General features: G+C 57.6%; 16 protein-coding genes. 9 read left to right on the forward strand and 7 right to left on the reverse strand.

Features of this window, described 5'->3' with window-relative positions; genetic code table 11:
- Positions 1 to 6: 6 nt before the first annotated feature.
- Entirely contained in the window at positions 7 to 996 is a 990-nt protein-coding gene (locus Q7F15_RS12565) for a cation diffusion facilitator family transporter (protein WP_304414444.1), read from the forward strand.
- A gap of 380 nt (positions 997 to 1,376) precedes the next feature.
- Here Q7F15_RS12565 and acsA read toward each other — a convergent pair whose 3' ends face one another.
- Positions 1,377 to 3,092: an acetate--CoA ligase gene (gene acsA / locus Q7F15_RS12570; protein ID WP_230076779.1), complete on the reverse strand. Its 1,716-nt coding sequence runs from the start codon at positions 3,090 to 3,092 to the stop codon at positions 1,377 to 1,379.
- A 169-nt stretch (positions 3,093 to 3,261) separates the two neighbouring features.
- On the opposite strand from acsA, the gene Q7F15_RS12575 reads away from it, so the two are divergent.
- From Q7F15_RS12575 to Q7F15_RS12600, 6 genes are all read left to right on the forward strand, one after another.
- Positions 3,262 to 4,224: a metallophosphoesterase gene (locus Q7F15_RS12575; RefSeq protein WP_230076778.1), complete on the forward strand. Its 963-nt coding sequence runs from the start codon at positions 3,262 to 3,264 to the stop codon at positions 4,222 to 4,224.
- Between the two features lie 41 nt (positions 4,225 to 4,265).
- Positions 4,266 to 5,267: a PucR family transcriptional regulator gene (locus tag Q7F15_RS12580; RefSeq protein ID WP_304414445.1), complete on the forward strand. Its 1,002-nt coding sequence runs from the start codon at positions 4,266 to 4,268 to the stop codon at positions 5,265 to 5,267.
- 115 nt (positions 5,268 to 5,382) lie between these two features.
- Positions 5,383 to 6,498 (forward strand): ABC transporter ATP-binding protein, encoded by a 1,116-nt coding sequence (locus Q7F15_RS12585; RefSeq protein WP_171566469.1) that lies wholly within the window; start codon positions 5,383 to 5,385, stop codon positions 6,496 to 6,498.
- 71 nt (positions 6,499 to 6,569) lie between these two features.
- Positions 6,570 to 7,346: a Cof-type HAD-IIB family hydrolase gene (locus tag Q7F15_RS12590; RefSeq protein ID WP_230076776.1), complete on the forward strand. Its 777-nt coding sequence runs from the start codon at positions 6,570 to 6,572 to the stop codon at positions 7,344 to 7,346.
- A gap of 114 nt (positions 7,347 to 7,460) precedes the next feature.
- The gene (locus Q7F15_RS12595) at positions 7,461 to 8,852 is read left to right on the forward strand and encodes a S8 family peptidase (protein ID WP_304414446.1); all 1,392 of its coding nucleotides are present in this window, start codon (positions 7,461 to 7,463) and stop codon (positions 8,850 to 8,852) included.
- A gap of 62 nt (positions 8,853 to 8,914) precedes the next feature.
- On the forward strand, positions 8,915 to 9,508 hold the full coding sequence (locus Q7F15_RS12600; RefSeq protein WP_230076774.1) for an NAD(P)H-dependent oxidoreductase: 594 nt from the start codon (positions 8,915 to 8,917) through the stop codon (positions 9,506 to 9,508).
- 88 nt (positions 9,509 to 9,596) lie between these two features.
- Here the strand turns inward: Q7F15_RS12600 and Q7F15_RS12605 are convergent, their stop codons facing one another.
- The 5 genes from Q7F15_RS12605 to Q7F15_RS12625 all read right to left on the reverse strand — a co-directional run bounded on the left by Q7F15_RS12605 (position 9,597) and on the right by Q7F15_RS12625 (position 14,060).
- Positions 9,597 to 10,097, reverse strand: a complete 501-nt coding sequence (locus Q7F15_RS12605; protein WP_035298197.1) for a DUF3907 family protein — start codon at positions 10,095 to 10,097, stop codon at positions 9,597 to 9,599.
- Between the two features lie 92 nt (positions 10,098 to 10,189).
- Positions 10,190 to 11,365: an ABC transporter permease gene (locus Q7F15_RS12610; RefSeq protein WP_171566465.1), complete on the reverse strand. Its 1,176-nt coding sequence runs from the start codon at positions 11,363 to 11,365 to the stop codon at positions 10,190 to 10,192.
- On the reverse strand, positions 11,358 to 12,548 hold the full coding sequence (locus Q7F15_RS12615) for an HlyD family secretion protein (protein ID WP_171566464.1): 1,191 nt from the start codon (positions 12,546 to 12,548) through the stop codon (positions 11,358 to 11,360). The genes Q7F15_RS12610 and Q7F15_RS12615 overlap by 8 nt, the downstream gene beginning before the upstream one ends.
- Positions 12,549 to 12,593: 45 nt before the next feature.
- A complete protein-coding gene (locus Q7F15_RS12620) occupies positions 12,594 to 13,175 on the reverse strand; it encodes a TetR/AcrR family transcriptional regulator (RefSeq protein ID WP_171566463.1) in 582 nt (193 codons plus the stop codon).
- Between the two features lie 264 nt (positions 13,176 to 13,439).
- Complete coding sequence (locus tag Q7F15_RS12625) at positions 13,440 to 14,060, reverse strand: YhcN/YlaJ family sporulation lipoprotein (RefSeq protein WP_212132769.1); 621 nt, start codon at positions 14,058 to 14,060, stop codon at positions 13,440 to 13,442.
- A gap of 418 nt (positions 14,061 to 14,478) precedes the next feature.
- On the opposite strand from Q7F15_RS12625, the gene Q7F15_RS12630 reads away from it, so the two are divergent.
- Together Q7F15_RS12630 and Q7F15_RS12635 are read left to right on the forward strand one after the other, a co-directional pair.
- Entirely contained in the window at positions 14,479 to 16,608 is a 2,130-nt protein-coding gene (locus tag Q7F15_RS12630; RefSeq protein WP_212132768.1) for an exo-beta-N-acetylmuramidase NamZ domain-containing protein, read from the forward strand.
- A gap of 124 nt (positions 16,609 to 16,732) precedes the next feature.
- Positions 16,733 to 16,873, forward strand: coding sequence for a hypothetical protein (locus Q7F15_RS12635; RefSeq protein ID WP_171566460.1), 141 nt, complete (start codon positions 16,733 to 16,735; stop codon positions 16,871 to 16,873).
- Between the two features lie 141 nt (positions 16,874 to 17,014).
- Here Q7F15_RS12635 and Q7F15_RS12640 read toward each other — a convergent pair whose 3' ends face one another.
- A complete protein-coding gene (locus Q7F15_RS12640) occupies positions 17,015 to 18,604 on the reverse strand; it encodes an acyl-CoA synthetase (RefSeq protein WP_304414447.1) in 1,590 nt (529 codons plus the stop codon).
- Positions 18,605 to 18,705: the final 101 nt, after the last annotated feature.

Here is an 18,705-nt window from a genome sequence, read left to right on the forward strand (position 1 = left end):
ATCCGCATGGGTCTGCATCACCATCACGGCCATGCCCATGACCACGGACACGGTCATCATCACCATCACCATCACGGCAAAGGGGCCAGCAAGCGCGCCTTGCTGATCGCGTTTTTGATTATCACCGCCTTTCTCGTCGTGGAAATCGTCGGCGGCATCCTGACCAACAGTCTCGCGCTCCTGTCTGACGCCGGCCACATGGTCAGCGACGCCTCTGCCCTGCTCTTGAGTCTGATCGCGCTGCATGTGGCGGCCCGTCCTCCTTCCACCCAGAAAACGTTTGGGCTGCGCCGCCTGGAAATTCTGGCTGCCTTGACCAACGGTGTCACACTGGCCGTGATCTCGCTGGCAATCCTCTGGGAGGCGTACGAGCGGCTGCGTACCCCTCCCGAAGTGGCGAGCAGCACCATGATCCTGATCGCCTCGCTGGGGCTTGTCGCCAATATCGCTGCCGCGTACGTGCTGATGCGCGGCGACTATCGGGAAAACGTAAACGTGCGCAGTGCCTTACTGCACGTGCTGGGCGACCTGCTAGGCTCCGTCGGGGCCATCATCGGCGGTCTCCTGATGCTCTGGTTCGGCTGGTACATCGCCGACCCGCTGATCAGCATCGTCGTCGCCGTCCTGATCCTGTTCAGTTCGTGGCGCGTGACCAAGGAATCGGTCAACATCCTGATGGAAGGATCGCCGGCCCACATTGACGTGACCCGCGTCAGCGAACGCCTGCTGCAGCTCGACGGGGTAAAGGGTGTGCACGACCTGCACGTCTGGACCGTCACGTCAGGATTTGATTCGCTCACCTGCCATCTCACCGTGGAGGATGACCGGCCCAGTTATCCGATCCTAAACGAAGCGATTCGGTTGTTGCACGATGAGTTTGGCATCTCCCATGTGACCATTCAGATTGAAGACGATACAGTGTGGCATGCCGAACTGGCCTGCGAACACAGGGAACCGGCGAAGTGCAGCCATGAGCACGACCATCCCCATTCGTAAAACAAAAATCTCCTGCGCTTTCTGCACAGGAGATTTTAGACTGAAGACAAACCGATTGTACGAAGGAGAAGCACGTTTCCAGGCAGAGCGACTTGTGAGCCCTACCGAGCGGAGCAGCGATTTGCGGGAAAAAGGAGCGCAATCTCTGAATCGGCTGCGTAGCCATGCGGCTTTGGCGATCCCCCGCAAATCGATGAGGAGCGTGCAGTTCGTGCTTCCCTGCTGCGCGAGCACGGGCCCCGCCGAACGCGAGCGTTAGCTTGTGTTCGGTGGGTAAAGCACGGAGCGGATGACGGAAACGTGTTCTCCTCACAGCGACCACTTTGTCTACAAACCTGAAATCTCCTGCGCTTTTTAACGCAGGAGATTTTTTGCCAGGATCAGTCTTCCATCGTGGACAGGTCGCCGGTCGGCAGGCCCAGTTCCCACGCTTTGAGCACGCGGCGCATGATCTTGCCGGAACGCGTCTTCGGCAGCTTGTCGCGGAATTCGATTTCGCGCGGCGCGGCATGGGCGGCGAAGCCTTCCTTGACGAATTTGCGGATGTCTTCCATCAACTCTTCGCTTGGTTCGTAGCCCGCACGCAGGGAGATAAACGCCTTGATGATTTCCCCGCGCACCGGATCCGGTTTTCCGATGACGCCCGCTTCTGCCACTGCCGGATGTTCCATCAGCTTGCTTTCCACTTCAAACGGACCGACGCGCTCGCCGGAGGTGTTGATCACGTCGTCAATGCGGCCCTGGAACCAGAAGTAGCCGTCTTCGTCCTTGTAGGCCGAATCGCCGGACACGTACCAGCCCGGGAAGCGGAAGTACTCCTCGTACTTCGCCGGATTTCGCCAGATTTTGCGCATCATGGACGGCCAGCCGGTACGAATGGCCAGATTGCCCATCCGGTTGGGCGGCAGTTCATTCCCCTGATCGTCCAGGATGGCTGCGTAGATGCCGGGGAACGGTTTGCCCATCGAGCCGGGCTTGATCGCCATGCACTTGTAGTTGCAGATGAGCTGTCCCCCTGTCTCCGTCATCCACCAGGTATCGTGAATGCGCTGGTTGAAGGCCCGCATGCCCCAATAAACCACTTCCGGGTTGAGCGGTTCACCGACGCTGAGGACGTGGCGCAGTGATGACAGGTCGTAGCGCTTCACGATTTCATCGCCGGCCCCCATCAGCATGCGGAAAGAAGTCGGGGCACTGTACCAAACAGTCACCTTGTACTTTTGAATTGTGTCGTACCACTCCTCCGGCTTGAACCGTCCGCCGCGCACCACGTTGGTGGCGCCGTTTAGCCAGGGGGCAAAAATCCCGTAGGACGTACCGGTTACCCAGCCCGGGTCAGCGGTGCACCAGTAGATGTCGTCCTCCTGGAGATCGAGGACCCATTTGCCGGTCTGGTAGTGCTGAATCATCGCGTTGTGTACGTGCAGCACCCCTTTCGGCTTGCCGGTGGAGCCGGAGGTGTAGTGCAGGAGCATGCCGTCTTCGCGATCCACCCATTCGATCTCCAGTTCGGAGGATGCGGATGCCATCGCTTCTTCATAGCTGATTTGACCTTTCTGCAATTCGTTTGTAGCCCCGACCAGGATGATGTGCTTCAGCGCAGGCAGATCCTTAACCGGAATGCGCGGCAGCAGCGCAGGCGTGGTGACAATGGCCACCGCTTCGCTGTCCTCCAGCCGGTCGCGGACAGCGGCTTCCATGAACGCCTCAAACAGCGGTCCCACGATCGCTCCGATTTTCAATGCCCCTAAAACGCTTACATACAGCTCCGGCGAACGAGGCATGAACACGAAAACGCGATCTCCTTTGACGATGCCCAGGCTGCGCAGCACATTGCCGAATTTGTTGGATAATTCGCTCAACTGTGCAAACGTGTAGCGCTCATCCCTGGTCGCGTCGCTGTACAGCAGGGCGATCTTGTCTCTTCGTTCCGTCTGCAGGTGGCGGTCAATCGCCTCATACGCGATGTTGACTTTTCCTGTTTCATACCAGGAAAACTGCTTTTCCACGTCGGCCCAGTTAAAATTGGCGTAAGCCTCGTCGTAGTTCTTCAGGTTGTACTGTCCTTCCGCGGGCGGAATCAGGTCGACTTTCATACTCTCTCACTCTCCTTGTGTGACTGAAGGATCACTGCTTCATTCAGCTTTTTCATAATATTTCTGCACTTCTTGACAAATTCCTCCTCCCAGAAACCTACTTATCAGAAAACGCCAGAAATCTTGTATAATGATCAGGTAGTTTGCTAGAAAGCGGAGGTGACAGCAGATGTTTTGGTTATTGATTGTGTCGCTTTTTGCCGTTTTACTTGCGCGCGCCTACCGCAATACGTTTGATCTGAACATCCGCCGCGTCAACGTGGCCGTCCAGCCGTCGGAGTGCCGCGGCGAGTCCGGCAGCTTTAAGCCGCTCACCGTGCTGCATCTGTCCGACCTTCATATGGAGAATTTTTCCATCCCCGCAGAGCGGATCGTCCGGGACTTTTCCGGACAGCACATTGATTTGATTGCGATTACCGGCGACCTGTTGGACCGCCATAAAAATATTCCCAAAGCTGTAGCCTACGTGGAAACCGTGATGAAATTGAACCCGCGTCTTGGCACCTTTGTCGTCTTCGGCAATCACGACTATGTGCTGGCGCCCCCGAAGCTTGGGCAGCTGAAAGCAGAGCTGGAGCGGATCGGCTGTCGGGTGCTGGTGAACCAGCACGTGACACTCATCCACGACGGAATGCCACTGCACGTGATCGGCGTGGACAACTACTCCACCGGCCACAGTGATCTGGCTGCATCATTTCGGCATGTGCCGACAGATGGCGTGCGCCTCGTACTGACGCACGATCCCAACCTCGTCCTGGAGATGCGGGACTATTCGTATGATTATCTGCTGTCCGGCCACTTTCACGGCGGACAGATCCACTGGCCAAAGCCGTTTCACCTCGTCACGATGGGCCAACTGCCCAAGCTGAACATGGTAAAAGGACTGCATCACTACGACGGACGCCCCTTTTACATCAGCGAGGGATTGGGGCAGACGGGGCTGAACATTCGCCTCCGCTCCCGTCCGGAGATCACGCTGCACACGCTGGTTCCTGCCGGCGCGCCGTCTGCTCTTCCGACTGCGGAGACGGCTGCTGCCGCTCAAATGAAAGGCTCCGCTGCAAAACCACACGCCGCAACCAATCCGGGCAAGGTTGCGACTGAAGCCGGCCGCACACTGGCCCTGGAGTAATGTATAATGATGGCATCTCGCAGTGAAACGGGGTGCCGAAGATGGACGCATGGAAACGGGATGTGGAACGAATTCGGCAGGCGACAGGCCTGCCGATCGTGTATCTGAACGTGGCACAGGAAGAGATCGAGGCCGTCCGTGCCGCACAGGAGCAGTCCGGCTGGGAAATCGTCCAAAGCGGGTCTTTCGCCGGCCGGGCGTTGATGGTAGCCATACGGCCGGCACAGTGGCCCGATGCCGCACGTTCGCTGCTGACGCTGCTGTTGACCAAGCCGGAACAGGCCGGCCCCGCCCAGGAACAGGTCACCGCCTGGTTGACGGAAGTGGCGGCGGGCCTGCCCGCTTCTCCGCCCGACGGACTGGAACAGCACTGGGCGTGGCGGGAGAAGCGGGTCTGCTTCCTGTTGGAATCCACCCGAAGCGAGGGACTGTTTGAACTGGCCATACTGCAGCCGCTCCTGCACGATTTTTTCAAAGGGGCCCTCGTCTCGCTGTTTCCGCTGCCTCCTTCACACCTGCTCCTGGCCGTTCCCGTCTCCGCCCTGGATGGCGGCGATGCGGAAAACTGGCTGGAGTGGGCCTATGGCCTGCACGACCTCATCTCCACCGAGTTGATGGAAAACGTGCGCGTCATTCTCGGACCGGCCGTGGAGACACCTGTCCTCCTGGACCAGGCGCTGACCGACTGCCTCCGCCTCTCCCGCGCCCTGCAAAAATACCGGCCGAAAGTCATGGTAGCGGACAGACGGCAGTACCCGCTGGAACAGTGGGCCGCTTCCCTGCCTTCCGACATCGCCTCTCTGCTGGGCGATACACTCTTGCATATAATGCCGGCACCGAAGCTGAGCCGCGAACAGATCCAGACCCTGGAGACCTTGTTTGCCCGGCAGCTGAATGTGAGCGAAGCCGCCCGGCAGTTGTATCTGCACCGCAATACCCTGATCTACCGGCTGGACAAGCTGACGGAAGAGACCGGTCTGGACCCCCGGCAGTTTCCCGATGCCGTGCTTCTGCAGTTGTTTCTCCTGTTTCGGCAAAATTGACCAAACAATTCGTACAATTTGACCGTAGCGCTGCCCATCCCCTGCTGGTAACATATGGGCTACAGCGAAGAGGAACGACAGCATTGCAACTTTCGGGAAGACGGAGGTGCCGGAGTTGGCAAAAGTGACGCTCCATCACGTGTACAAACGGTACAGCAATAATGTCACCGCGGTACACGATTTTCATCTGGAGATCAAAGACCGTGAGTTTCTCGTACTGGTCGGTCCGTCCGGATGCGGGAAATCGACCACGCTGCGCATGATTGCCGGACTGGAGGAAATCTCCGAAGGCGACTTGTACATCGGGGACCGGCGGGTCAATGACGTGGCCCCCAAGGACCGCGACATCGCCATGGTGTTTCAAAGCTACGCCCTCTACCCGCACATGAACGTCTACGAAAACATGGCGTTTGGCCTCAAGCTGCGCAAGTTTTCCAAAGCGGAGATTGACAAACGCATCCAGGAAGCAGCGCGCATTCTCGACATTGCCCATCTGCTCGACCGCAAACCAAAGGCGCTCTCCGGCGGCCAGCGGCAGCGCGTCGCCCTGGGACGAGCCATCGTCCGCGAACCGCAGGTATTCCTCATGGACGAACCGCTGTCCAACCTGGATGCCAAACTGCGCGTCCAGATGCGCACGGAAATCCTGAAATTGCACCAGCGGCTCAACACCACCGTGATTTACGTGACCCACGACCAGACCGAAGCGATGACCATGGGCGACCGCATCGTCGTAATGAAAGACGGCGTCATCCAGCAGGTGGCCACCCCGACCGACATTTACAACCACCCGGTCAACCAGTTCGTGGCCAGCTTTATCGGGTCCCCGGCGATGAACTTCATCAAGGGGCGCATCGTCGAAACGGACGGAAAGCTGTTCTTTGAAGCTGCCAACCTGCGGATTCGCTTTCCGGAAGACAAGGCGAAGGTGCTGCGGGAGAAAGGATATGCCGACAAGCAGGTCACGTTTGGCATTCGCCCGGAAGACATTTACAGCGACAACCAGTTTATCGAAGCCAATCCGTTTGACAGCAACGTCACGGCAGAGGTGGACGTCGTCGAGAACATGGGCTCCGAACTGTACGTCTACTTTTCCAATGTCGGCGGCACACAGCTTGTAGCTCGCGTCGACGCCCGCGAAGGCATCAAGCCGCGGATGTCCGTCAAACTGGGCATGGATTTGTCCAAGTGCCATGTGTTTGACAGCGAGACGGAAACGGCTGTATTCTAAATGAAAAAAAGAGAAAAAAGGGATGTCTTTGCAGGCACTCCCTTTTCCTGTTTTGTAGAGAGGAGAGAAACATGTCATACAAAATCGTGTTTTTTGACATCGACGGGACGCTCTTGAATACGGATCACACCATCCCCGAGGAGACGCGGAGGGCTGTCAGGCAGCTGCAGGATAACGGCGTTTTGGTCGCGATTGCCACAGGCCGCGCGCCGTTCCACCTGCTGCCGGTTGCACAGGAACTGGGGATCGATACCTATGTCGGGTTCAACGGCTCGTACGTGGTTGCAGAAGGCCGGCTGATCCGCGAGACGCCGCTGTCCAGGAAAACGCTGGCCGACCTGGAAGCGACAGCCCACGCCAACGGCCACCCGATGGTATTCCTCAGTGCCGATACCTGTTATGCCAACACCGCCGACCATCCGCACGTAATCGAGTCGTTTCACTCCCTGCGCCTGGCGCCGCCCGTATGTCGGCAGCGCTACTGGGAAGAGGCTTCGATCTACCAGGCGTTCCTCTACTGCGGCGAACAGGAGGAACACAATTACTTCACCCGCTTTCGTGACGACGTGTCGTTCGTCCGCTGGCACCGCGTCGTCCTGGACGTGCTTCCTCCTAACGGCTCCAAAGCGCGCGGCATTGAAGCGGTGCTGCGTCATTACGGACTCAAGCCGGAAGATGCGGTGGCGTTCGGCGACGGCCTGAACGACAGGGAAATGCTCGCCTACGTCGGCATGGGTGTGGCGATGGGCAACGCCCACGAGCAGGTGAAGCCGCTGGCAAACATGGTGACCCGCCACGTTAACGATGCGGGCATCCACTACGGACTGCGGCAGCTCGGCCTGATTTAACCGATACCCTCCTCGTTACATCCACCATCCAGGGAAGCATGTCAGCTTTTTCCGTCATAATCACTCCCTCCGTGCGCACGCTATGTCTATACAGCATGGAGGGAGTGAGTTTTTTTGCGAGTCTTACCCCCGATTATCGCAGCGATTGCTCTGGTCGGGCTGGCCGTGATCCCGCTTCGCTGGCATCAGCAGCAGGAAATGCGCGAACCTCACCCCCAGGTAACTTCGCTATCGGCACATATTCCGCGGATCAACTACATTGAACAGGTTAAAGACACGCGGCGCGGGTTGGAAAAAAGCGCCCATATCAAAACCCTGCACCACAATACGCGCGACCGCAGCCACTATGTAGAGCATGAGGTCGTCGTCCGCTTTTCTCCCCGCCCTGACCAAGCGGCCCTCCAAAAGCTGCTGGATTCGGTCGACGGCAGGATCAAGCGGGATTTTGGGCAGGCGATGATTATCAAGTCGCGCAGTTTGACCACCCAACAGCTGATGAAAAAGCTGGCCGAGCATCCCGATTCCGTCTACGCGGAACCCAACTACCTGCTGCTGCCGAACCGTCGGCCCAACGACCCCTATTACCGTGAGTATCAATGGAACCTCCCCCTGATCGGCATGGAACAAAGCTGGGACATCAGCCAGGGCTCCAACGACGTCGTGGTGGCGGTCATCGACACGGGCATTGATTTGCGCCATCCGGAATTTGCCGGCAAACTGGTGCAAGGCTACAACGTGCTGGAAGACAACAACGTCCCCCAGGACGACAACGGTCACGGCACCCACGTCGCCGGAGTGATTGCCGCCAAAACCAACAACGCCGACGGTATCGCCGGCATGACCTGGAACAGCAAGCTGATGCCGATCAAGGCGATCGGTGCGGACGGGGCCGGATCCGCGTTTGACATCGCCCAAGCGATCTACTGGGCGACCGACCACGGCGCCGACGTGATCAATTTGAGCGTGGGCAACTACACCTCCTCGGCCGCCTTGAAAGAAGCGTGCCGTTACGCTTATGACCGCAACGTGGTGCTTGTAGCCGCATCCGGCAACGACGCGACCAACCAGCCCAGCTATCCGGCTGCCTACGAGGAAGTCTTGTCCGTGGCGGCTGTCGACCATAACAAACAGCGGGCCGATTTTTCCAACTACGGGGACCATGTGGATGTGGCCGCACCGGGCGTCGACATTCCCAGCACTTACATTCACAACGACTACGCCGCCTTGTCCGGCACTTCCATGGCGTGTCCGCACGTAGCGGCGCTGGCTTCGCTCATCCGCTCCGTCAGTCCTCACCTGACAAACAAAGAGGTCATGCAGATTATTCGCGAGACCGCGGTCGATTTGGGCCCTCCCGGCAAGGACAAGCTGTACGGGTTTGGCATGATCGACGTGAATGCAGCGCTCAGGCAGGTGCAGCCGGCAACCACACGCCAGGTGCAGGAGCCGGATACCTTCGGCGAACTGCTGAACAAGTTTTTGCTCCGTCTTCGCTTTGGACTGTAAGAACGAGTGATTCCAACGAGTGATTCCGCAAAAATGAGTGATTCCGACCAGGAGGCGTTTTGATGAAAGCGTGCATCGTGTTTGCCCACGAAGGAACCAAAAGTTTTGCCCATCAAATCTTGCAGCGCGTCGTCACTGCTTGTGAAGCAGCCGGCATTCGTCCGGTTGTCCGCGACCTGTACCAAATCGGGTTTGACCCGGTCTTTGACGCGGAGGACATGCACCTGGCCAGCCAAGGCCGGGCCCGGGCGGATGTGGAAGAGGAACAGCAACTGATCACCGACGCCGACCTGCTGGTCATGATCTACCCGGTCTGGTGGTGGTCACCGCCCGCCATCCTGAAAGGGTACCTGGACCGCGTCTTTACGGACGGGTTCGCGTTCCGCTACGGCGATGACGGACCGGTCGGCATGCTGAACGGAAAACAGGCGCTCGTCTTTACCACCACCCGCGAGTCGGAACAGGAGATGCGCGCCGACGGGTTTGACGAGGTGGTACGCAAACAGATTGTGGACGGGACGCTGAAGCTGATCGGCTATGACGTGACCTATCGCAACTTTGCTGCCGTTCCATACGTGAGTGAAGCGGAACGGGCCGCCATGCTGGAGGAGGCGGAAGCGCTGGTTCGCCGCATCCGGCAGCCCGTTGGGGTGTAAGGCATCGCGCAGAATTGACGCTAAAAGCCCTCCCGGCAGCGGCACGAGATGATCCGTGCCTGTCTGCCTCGGGAGGGCTGTGTTTGATTTACGCTTTTTGCATCCGTTTCTTTGTAATATAGTCCGTTTCGTAGTACTGCAGATCGTCACGCAGCTGCTCAAACACCTTGGACAGGGATATGGTCAGCTGTTTGAGCTCAGGGGTTACCTCTTTGCGGAAGATAATGGCGTCATGGCCGGTGTACGAATAACGCCCGTCTTCGTCGTACACTTCCCCTTTGGGGTAGTAGAAGTTGTTCACACAGGAGTGATACACCTGATACAACACTTCTTCGGCAAACTCCTCGTTGAACTTGGCTCTCCGAAGCGCCACGCCCAGCCGCTCGTACGCATTTTCGCAGTAAACCAAAAGGTGCCGCAAATCGGAGAGATAGTCGCGGTAGTAAGCCTCGTACTCTTCCGGATCGCCGGATTGCGCCACAAGGCCCGCCAGTGTGACTTGGTTGAGAAAGCGCTCCAGCTCCATGCTTACCTTCTTCAACTTCGTGTACGTGTCCTCGCACAATTGCTTCAGATGAGTCGCTGACATAGTGCCCCCCTCGCGTAGAAAATCTGCCTTTTTCTGAATAGTATAAAGGATATCTTATTTACAGCACAAGAATTTCTTTTCAGCATATCCTGCTACGCACGAGTCGACTCCGCTTCGGGAAGCGTCACTTTCCGCGTCTGGAACTGGTAGGCGATGTACGCCGCAAACAGGCCGATCAGCGTCATAAACGCCAGGACTGCCAGATCATGTGTCAGGTAGGACAGGTCGTGTCCCTTGTTTAAAATTTCCCGGACGCCGTTGAGAAAATACGTGAGCGGCAGCGACTTGCCAATGGCCGCAACGGCCGCCGGCATGGACATCAGCGGCCAGGTGTACCCCGACAGCATGAACGACGGCACTGCAATCAGCATGGCGATCTGAGTGGCCTGCAGCTGGTCTTTGGACCAGAACGAGATGGCAAATCCGATCACCACCACAGCGAGGTTAAAGACGGTGCCCACGATCAACAGATGGGCGATGCTGCCGTAATACGGGATCTCAAATCCCTTTAACAATAAAGCAAATACCAGCATCAGATTAAAGGTGGCCACCAGCATATAGGGCACTATCTTGCTCAGGGCAATCGTCCAGAAGCCATTTTCCCTCAGGGACGACGCCCATGTCCCGGCTTCTTTTTGCTGGGCAACGGAGAGGGCTACGCCCAAAAACAGCACCTGCTGCAGCACCGTTCCGCCCAGACCGAAGACCATGAACGTCAGGTAACTGAACGTCGGATTGTACAACACGCGATAGCGGTAGTCGATCCCCGTGAACAGGTTTTTTCCTTCTTCTCCCCAGCCGCCCTGGGCCTCCAGCTTCTTCAGCGTGACGCCGGCCGAGACCGACTTGATCACGGTGTTGGCGGCCCGGACCGCAGTGTTGGAAATCAGCATGTTGCTGCCGTCGATGACAGTCAGCACCTCTGCCTCACGTCCCGCTTTAACGTTTTTCTCCAGATCAGCGGGAATGATCACGGCCATGTTCGCCTGTCCCCGGTCAATCAGGTCCATCGCCTCTGCTTCCGTGCCGACGAAGTGGGTGATGCGGAACGTCTGGTCCACCTCAAAGGCGCGGTACAGCTCGCGGCTCAGCTCTGTCTGGTCTGCATCAACCAGCACGGTGGGAATCTCCATCACCTTTTTTTGGCTGTACAAAAACCCGAACAGCGTCATGTACAAAAGTGGTACGACGAACAGCACCAGACGGATCGTCTTGTTTGTATAGATGTTGCGCCACTCCTGAAGGAGCAGGCGGGAGAAATTACTCACCGCCACCAGCCCCTTCGATGTTCCATTCGACCGTCAAGCCCGGCCGCAATTCAGGATCGGTCACCGTCATTTTCACCTGGAAGGAACGGATGTCCCTGTCGCCCAGCTCCTGGGTTGCTTTCTTCACGGCAAAATCAGCTGCAGGCGCCACACTGACGATCGTCGCCTCCACGTCGCGTTTCAGCGCCGGCACGTAAAGGGTCGCCTTGTCGCCCGCCTTAACCGTGGACAGAGCGTACTCGTTCACGTAAAACTTCACAAAGTTATCTGTTTTTGCCTGCAGCGTCACAACCGTATAGCCCTGCGCCACCAGTTCCCCTTTTTGCACGGCAACTGACTTGACGATGCCATCCACCGGCGCGGTCAGCTTGGTGTTGTTCAGGTACGCGTTAATCTCGTCGAGCGCCCCTTTGGCCTGCTGCACGCCTGCTTCCGCCGATCTGACGTCGAGCTGTTTTACCCCCACCTGTCCGCGCGATGCCACCGCTTGATCGTATGCGGCTTTTGCCTGCTCCCACTGTGCCTTGGCCGCTTCCAGCTGCTCCTGGCGCGCTCCGGTCTCGGCCATCTTGAGCTGTTCGTTTACAGCTTTCAGTTCGGCCTCCGCTTGTTCGTACTGCATCTGCGCCTCTTCCACTTTTGCCTGCGGAACGGCTCCTTCTTCAAACAGCTTTTTCATTCGCTCCAGCTGCGTGGCTGCGATCTCCTTGGCTGTCTGAGCCGCCTGCTGCTTCGCCTTTAACTGGGCCACTTCCTCGGAGCGCGCCCCGTTCTTGCTGGCCTCGTACTGCGCTTTGGCCGCGTCCACTGCCGCTTTCGCCTGTTCCACCTGCGCGCTTATGGTGCTGTCAGTGATGGTCACGCCTTTTTTCGCCTGTTCCAGACGGACAAGCGCCAGACGATAGGCGGCCTCCGCCTGTTCCCGTTTTGCCAGCAGTTCATCGCTGTTCAGCGTGGCCACCAACTGCCCCGCTTTTACCTCGTCTCCTTCCTGTACGGCGATCTCAGCAATCGAGCCGCCCATCTTAAACGACAAATCCACCTCGGTCCCCTCGACTACACCGGTCAACTGCGCTCCACGCTGTCCCGCCACGTTGACCGCTCCCGGTCCCAACAAATACGTTCCCAGCAAGACAATGCCAGTCAAGAAACCGGCCATCCCAATCCATGCTCGTTTGTTCATGGTTGTTCTCCTCTCCTTGTGATATGTCTGTTACCTGTGATGTCGTCAGCGCTGAGGCACGCGCAGCACGCCGGACAAAAGCAGCCGAAGCGTCTGCTCATCCGCGGCCGTCGCCCGTTCCTTGCGAAAGTGCCTGCGCAGCACGGTAATCCCGGCCATGCCGAACAGGGCGGATACCAGCGACCACACGTCCGCCTCCTCGGCGACATGTCCGGCCTGCTTCAGTTCGGCCCAGTACCTTTCCATCGTGCTGAAATACCCGGCCAGCAGTTTGCCGATCATCTGATCCCGCTGCTCGTGGCCGGTAAAAAAGCTCAGCAGGAGGAGACACAGTTCCCGGTGTTCGGAAAAGAAGCGAAGATGCTCATCCAATACGCCAATCATGCGCTGATCCAACGGCACATCGCCGCGATTCATCACGCTGTCCACGGAATCGATCAGCATCTTCACCCCTCTTTCAATCACGTACAGAAACAGTTCCTCCTTGGTGGAAAAGTGGTAGTACAGCGTGCCTTTGGCCACCTGTGCCACCTCGGCAATCGCGTCCATCGTGGTGTCGCTGTACCCGTACTGGGCAAAAGCCTTCAGTGCTCCCTGTGCAATCTGATCTTTTTTGGATCGGGCCATCCCTCCTCATCCTCCTTTGCGTTTTTAAACTGACTGGTCAGTACAAAAATGAGTGTACGACTTTTTTCCTTTTTCGTCAAGTCTCTTGCAAAAAAGCAGACCGCCCGGCAGGCGGTCCTTCCCTGTTTTCGCTGTTTTCCGTCGTCCCGGCCTGCGAGCACTGCTCCCAACGATCAGGCAACCGCCCGGCATTTGCGTCGTGGTACCGCTCTGTTCATGCACCGCCCCGTGCACAGTCAGCAGATTACCCTGAGGTCCGAATCGTCAATGGACGAGTTCAAACCCTATTGACGTATAACCGATGTCGTTCAACAGTGTCTGGAACTCCTCATCCCTTACCGTTTCTCCGCGCAAAATCCGCTCGTGCAGGTCGGCTATTCGCTGGTAGATGGCCTTGTTGGTGGAGACGTACATAATGTTGAAACGGGTCTCCGCCTGCAGCCTGCTGCGCATCGCTTTTACCACTTTCATCTGGATGTGGTCAGTGTGGCCGTTATCGATCCGATTCGGCGAGCCAGGCTCATGGGGGATCGTCGGATTCGGGTTGACCTGGTCCGGCTTGGGCGTATCGGCCGTCAGCACGCCAATCAGCAGATTGTCCTTGAACGCCAGCACCTTGATGTCCTGCACGCCGGGAATTCGCTCTGCGTGGCGTTCCAGCAGGGCGAGCAGATGAGGCTCGCGGCGGTGGATGTTCTTTTGGTAGATCATCGCTGCCGGCCCCTTGTCCCGTCCGAGGTTGTCACTTTTCAGGTTGATGCCGTACGGGTCAAAACGCGCCTGCTGGCCCGTGTAGTCTTCCGTCCCCTGCTGTTTGTTTGGCGTACAGCCGGCGATTCCCACGGCCAACCATAGGGCCGCGCACAGCACTCCCACTCGCTTCACGCAAAAAACACCTCCTTACCCCTAGTGTGTGGTCTGAGAGGTGTTCTTACTCTGATGGAGCGTTCCTTATCTTCCCTTTTTATCACACCGCTGCTGGACAACCGGGCACACGCAGCCAAGCCTTTCAGCCGCCTGCCGCTCCGCTTAGACTCGTTTCGACACGGCTGCCTGTCCATTTGCAAAATTTTGCAGGAAAAGACCGCAACGTTTCGATAAATGCGGCGTCAAAAATAAATGAATGCATCTGTACGGACGGCAGGTGACTCAGCAGGCTAGAGAACCGCAGGCATTTCCACGTTTTTTCTTCGTAATTGTCCTCAAATTCGGGATTGTTACTGGATTGCAACCATTGCGTTAGCAGATACCGATACAATAGACGTACAACAATGTCAGTTCATCAAGAAAGAGGCCGAAAATCATGAAAAAACTGCTCCCTTTACTCATCCTCGCACTCATTCTCACCATTATTCCTCCAGGCGGCAGTTCCGCCAACACTGCTGTCATTCAATTGGGAAGCGACGTGCTCTTTAATCAATTCCACCACGTCATTCAAGGCAAAAAGGTGGGCCTGGTCACCAATCAAACCGGTGTCAACAGCCAGGGAATCAGCACGATCGACATGCTGCGGCGCGACCGTACCGTCACGCTGACCGCGCTGTACGCCCCCGAACAAGGACTGGATGGAAAAACGCCTGCGGGGCAACAAACCAGCACGTACTTTCACCCTGTCTACAGTATTCCGGTGTACAGCCTGTACGGCTCCACCCCCATCCCCACAAAGGAGATGCTGTCCAACATTGACGTGCTGGTCGTCGACCTGCAGGACATCGGTTCCGCGACCTCTCCCTACATCTCTACACTTACGGCCTGCATGACTGCTGCCAAACAATTTGGCAAACCGCTCATCGTGCTGGACCGGCCAAACCCGGTCGGCGGCACCATCGTGGACGGTCCACTGCTGGAGGCACCGCACCGTTCGTTCATCGAAGGCGCTCCCCTGCCACTGGCGCACGGCATGACCATCGGTGAATTGGCTCGGTTTTTCAACCGCAGCATCAACGCCGATCTGACCGTCATTCCCATGCAGGGGTACACCCGTCAAATGCTGTACCAGGATACCGGACTGCCCTGGATTCCCAGTTCCCCCGAGACTCCCGACCTGGCCGCCGTTTTCGGCTACATGGCAACCGGCCAAGGCGAAGGAACGGGAATCACGCCAGCCGACAACTTTACCTGGATCGGCGGAGAAGGCATTGACTCCGATGCGTATGCGGATCTGCTGAACGGCGCCCTGCTTCCCGGGGTGATGTTCCTGCCGCAAGACAAGGAAACGCGCGGCGGGGTGCGCCTGCACATCATCGACCCGTACCGGTTCAATCCGGCGAAGACAGGCATCTACACGCTTGCATACGCCAGCCAGTTGAATCATGATCTGGTGCCGAAAAGCGGCCTGACGAGCAGCGTGAGTCAGCACCTGGCGCAGGGATTGTCTCCGCAGGCGATCGAAAGCACGTACGCTGACAAACTGGCGGCATTCCGCGAACAGCGAAAAGCGTTTCTCATCTACGGCGATCAACCGTACGAACCGGCCGAACCGATCCGCAGCAAGCCCGCTTCGGACGCGCAGCCGCAGCAGCCCCCGGTCAGCAAGCCGGCGCAAGGGCAGCAAGCTCCGGCGAATCAGCCGCAGGCTCCGGTAAATCAGCCGCAGGCTCCGGTAAGTCAGCCGCAGGCTCCGTCGAAAAAACCTGTGCCGCCCACAGAAAAACCGGCAGCCGTCACACCGGCTCCAGCCGGTGCTGAACAAACTGGGACACAGACGCCAACGACCAACCCGCCCGCTCCTTCGACAGCAGTGCCGGGCACACAGCCGACCGAGAGCAAACCTCCGCAGGACAAAGTGGCCTATCTCACCTTTGACGATGGCCCCTCGCCGGTTACGAGCCAGATCCTGGACATCCTGAAACAGCATCAGGTGAAAGCCACCTTTTTCGTAGTTGGCAAAAATGTTCCCGGCCGTGAAGCTGTGCTGAAACGGGCCATCGCCGAAGGACACGTGGTCGGCGGTCACACCTATTCGCACGATTACCGTCTGATCTACAAGGACATCGCGTCTTTCTTTGCCGATCTGGAAAAAGGCAACCAGCTGATCGAGAAGGCCACGGGCGTCAAGCCGACCGTGTTCCGCTACCCGGGCGGCAGCACCAACACAGTGAGCAAAAAGTACCAAAATCCAAACGTGTACAACAACAGCCACACGGTCATGCAGGACATCAAGGCGGAAGCGGCCAAACGCGGCTATGTCTTCATCGACTGGAACATCTCCAACGGCGATGCCAGCAGCAATCACTACACGCCGGAGAGCGCGCTGGCCAATGTGAAAAGCCAGGTAAAGCACCAGCGGGAAATCGTCGTGCTGATGCATGACGCCTCGACAAAAGCGGCAACGGCCCAATCGCTGCCGGCAGTCATTCAATATTTGAAGCAGCAGGGCTACCGATTTGACGTTATTCGCCCCGACAAACCGACAGTCGCCAACGTGAAGTAACGGCAGCCAACCATCACCAGCTCCCTTTCGAGGGAGTTGTTTTTTTGTTTGGGGGCACAATAAGCGGGGAGCCGGACAACTCCTGCCGGCGTCCGCAGCAACACGGAATAACGGGAGGAAGATCATGGGAAACTACAAATGCTGCCACTGCGAGCATGAAACAGACAGCATTCACCTGATCACGTACTTCCAGGGCAAGCAGGAACGCGAAGAACTCGTCTGCGACACCTGTTACGCCGAGTGGCTGGAAGGGTTGAAAGGTTAAAGACAGTGCCCTACATGCTTAATTGCTCTCCCGGCGGCGACGGCAAGCCGTCGGGATCGGGAAAACACGCACGCCTTTAACCCCCGGATCGGCATGCCCGGGGGTTGGGGTGCGCAAGTGCAGCTGTCCCAGCTAGTGCGCTTACGAAACAACCTGATTATGGTCATCTGCCGCCAGCGACTTGTAACGGAGACGCAGCTCCCGTTTCAAAATTTTCCCGCTCGGATTGCGCGGCAGGCTGTCGGTAATAACCGCGTATTTGGGCGCCTTGAACGAGGACATCCGTTCCCGGCAAAACGTCAAAATTTCCTCCGCGGTCAGCGTCTCGCCCGCTTTCGGCACCACCACTGCCGTGACCGCTTCGATCCAATAGGGGTGCGGAACACCGATCACCGCTGCCTCTGACACTTTTGGATGGCGGTAGATCAATTCCTCTACTTCCCGGCTGGCGACGTTTTCCCCGCCGGTTTTGATCATGTCTTTTTTGCGGTCCACAATGGTGATGTATCCCTCTTCGTCCATGATGCCGAGATCGCCGCTGTGAAACCATCCATCACGAAATGCTTCCCGCGTTTTTTCCTCGTCGCGGAAGTAGCCGAGCATCGCATGGCTGGTCCGATGCACGATTTCCCCCACCGTTCCCGGAGGCACTTCGCGTCCGTGGTCGTCAATGATTTTCGTCTCCACGTTGAGCGCCGGTCTCCCGGCCGAACCTGCCTTGAGCAGTTGGTCCTCCGGCTTTAGCACGGTTGCCAAGGGAGCCACTTCCGTCTGTCCGTAAAAGTTGTAAAACCGTGCGTTGGGCAGCCGCGCGTTCAGCTCCTTGAGAATTTCCACCGGCATGATTGCCGCGCCGTAATAGCATGTTTTCAAGGAGGAAAGATCCCGTTCGGCAAACGAGGGGGAACGCAGCAGCGCAATCCAGACGGTCGGCGGGCAGAACAACTGCGTGGCCCGGAACCTTTCCACCGTCTCCAGGATCACGTCCGGCACGGCTTGTTCCAGAATGATCCCGCTCGCCCCCAGGTACACGTACGGGCCGAGAAAGCAGTGCAGCTGTGCACAGTGAAACAGCGGCATCGCGTGCACGGCAATGTCGTCTGCCGTCATTCCGCCGTCAATGATCGTGCTGACGTATTCGGCAACCACGTTTGCATGGGTGAGCATGACCCCTTTTGGCTTTGCTTCCGTGCCGCTGGTGTAGAGGATGTGGACAACGTCGTCATCCGCCAAATCCACTTCCGGCTCCGTCGTCGCGCAATCCCGTATCCATTCGCGAAACGACAGCCATGGCCCGGTCGGATCAGCCGGTTTGGAGATGAGACTACACACCTTCGGCGAACAGCCGGACAACCGGATCGCCTCGTCCATCACTGTCCGAAATTCCGGAGCGGCAAAGCAGGTGCTCACTTCGGCATGGCCGAGAATATACGACACGTCTTCGCTATTCAACATGTAGTTGATCGGCACCATCACCACCCCCGCCTTGGCCAAGGCGAAGTTGAGGATGGCAAAATCCATGGAGTTGCGCGACAGGACTGCTGCCCGCTCCCCTTTGCGCAATCCAGCTGCCAGCAGCGCATTTGCCGCCTGATTCACCACCTTGTCCAATTGTTCGTAGGTGAGTGTCTCTTCTTGGAAACGCAGCGCCAGTTTACGCGGAAAACGTTTCCGGCTGCGGCGCAGCAAATCCCCCAGCGTGTTACGCCTCGCACGTTGCATGTCGTTCATGATACCGCCTCCTCCTTGTCCGTTTTCTATATTATATCCAAATAATTCTGTATAGTATGTAAATTTAAACAACATTTCCCGGGCAAACCCAATAAATAAAA

The organism is Brevibacillus aydinogluensis, from assembly GCF_961514395.1.
GTDB lineage: Bacteria > Bacillota > Bacilli > Brevibacillales > Brevibacillaceae > Brevibacillus > Brevibacillus aydinogluensis.

What these genes read in the sequence shown, in the direction of transcription:
- Q7F15_RS12565 (WP_304414444.1), top strand. Translation starts at nt 7, where the DNA reads ATGGGTCTGCATCACCATCACGGCCATGCCCATGACCACGGACACGGT.
- acsA (WP_230076779.1), bottom strand. Translation starts at nt 3,092, where the DNA reads ATGAAAGTCGACCTGATTCCGCCCGCGGAAGGACAGTACAACCTGAAG.
- Q7F15_RS12575 (WP_230076778.1), top strand. Translation starts at nt 3,262, where the DNA reads ATGTTTTGGTTATTGATTGTGTCGCTTTTTGCCGTTTTACTTGCGCGC.
- Q7F15_RS12580 (WP_304414445.1), top strand. Translation starts at nt 4,266, where the DNA reads ATGGACGCATGGAAACGGGATGTGGAACGAATTCGGCAGGCGACAGGC.
- Q7F15_RS12590 (WP_230076776.1), top strand. Translation starts at nt 6,570, where the DNA reads ATGTCATACAAAATCGTGTTTTTTGACATCGACGGGACGCTCTTGAAT.
- Q7F15_RS12600 (WP_230076774.1), top strand. Translation starts at nt 8,915, where the DNA reads ATGAAAGCGTGCATCGTGTTTGCCCACGAAGGAACCAAAAGTTTTGCC.
- Q7F15_RS12605 (WP_035298197.1), bottom strand. Translation starts at nt 10,097, where the DNA reads ATGTCAGCGACTCATCTGAAGCAATTGTGCGAGGACACGTACACGAAG.
- Q7F15_RS12615 (WP_171566464.1), bottom strand. Translation starts at nt 12,548, where the DNA reads ATGAACAAACGAGCATGGATTGGGATGGCCGGTTTCTTGACTGGCATT.
- Q7F15_RS12620 (WP_171566463.1), bottom strand. Translation starts at nt 13,175, where the DNA reads ATGGCCCGATCCAAAAAAGATCAGATTGCACAGGGAGCACTGAAGGCT.
- Q7F15_RS12630 (WP_212132768.1), top strand. Translation starts at nt 14,479, where the DNA reads ATGAAAAAACTGCTCCCTTTACTCATCCTCGCACTCATTCTCACCATT.
- Q7F15_RS12635 (WP_171566460.1), top strand. Translation starts at nt 16,733, where the DNA reads ATGGGAAACTACAAATGCTGCCACTGCGAGCATGAAACAGACAGCATT.
- Q7F15_RS12640 (WP_304414447.1), bottom strand. Translation starts at nt 18,604, where the DNA reads ATGAACGACATGCAACGTGCGAGGCGTAACACGCTGGGGGATTTGCTG.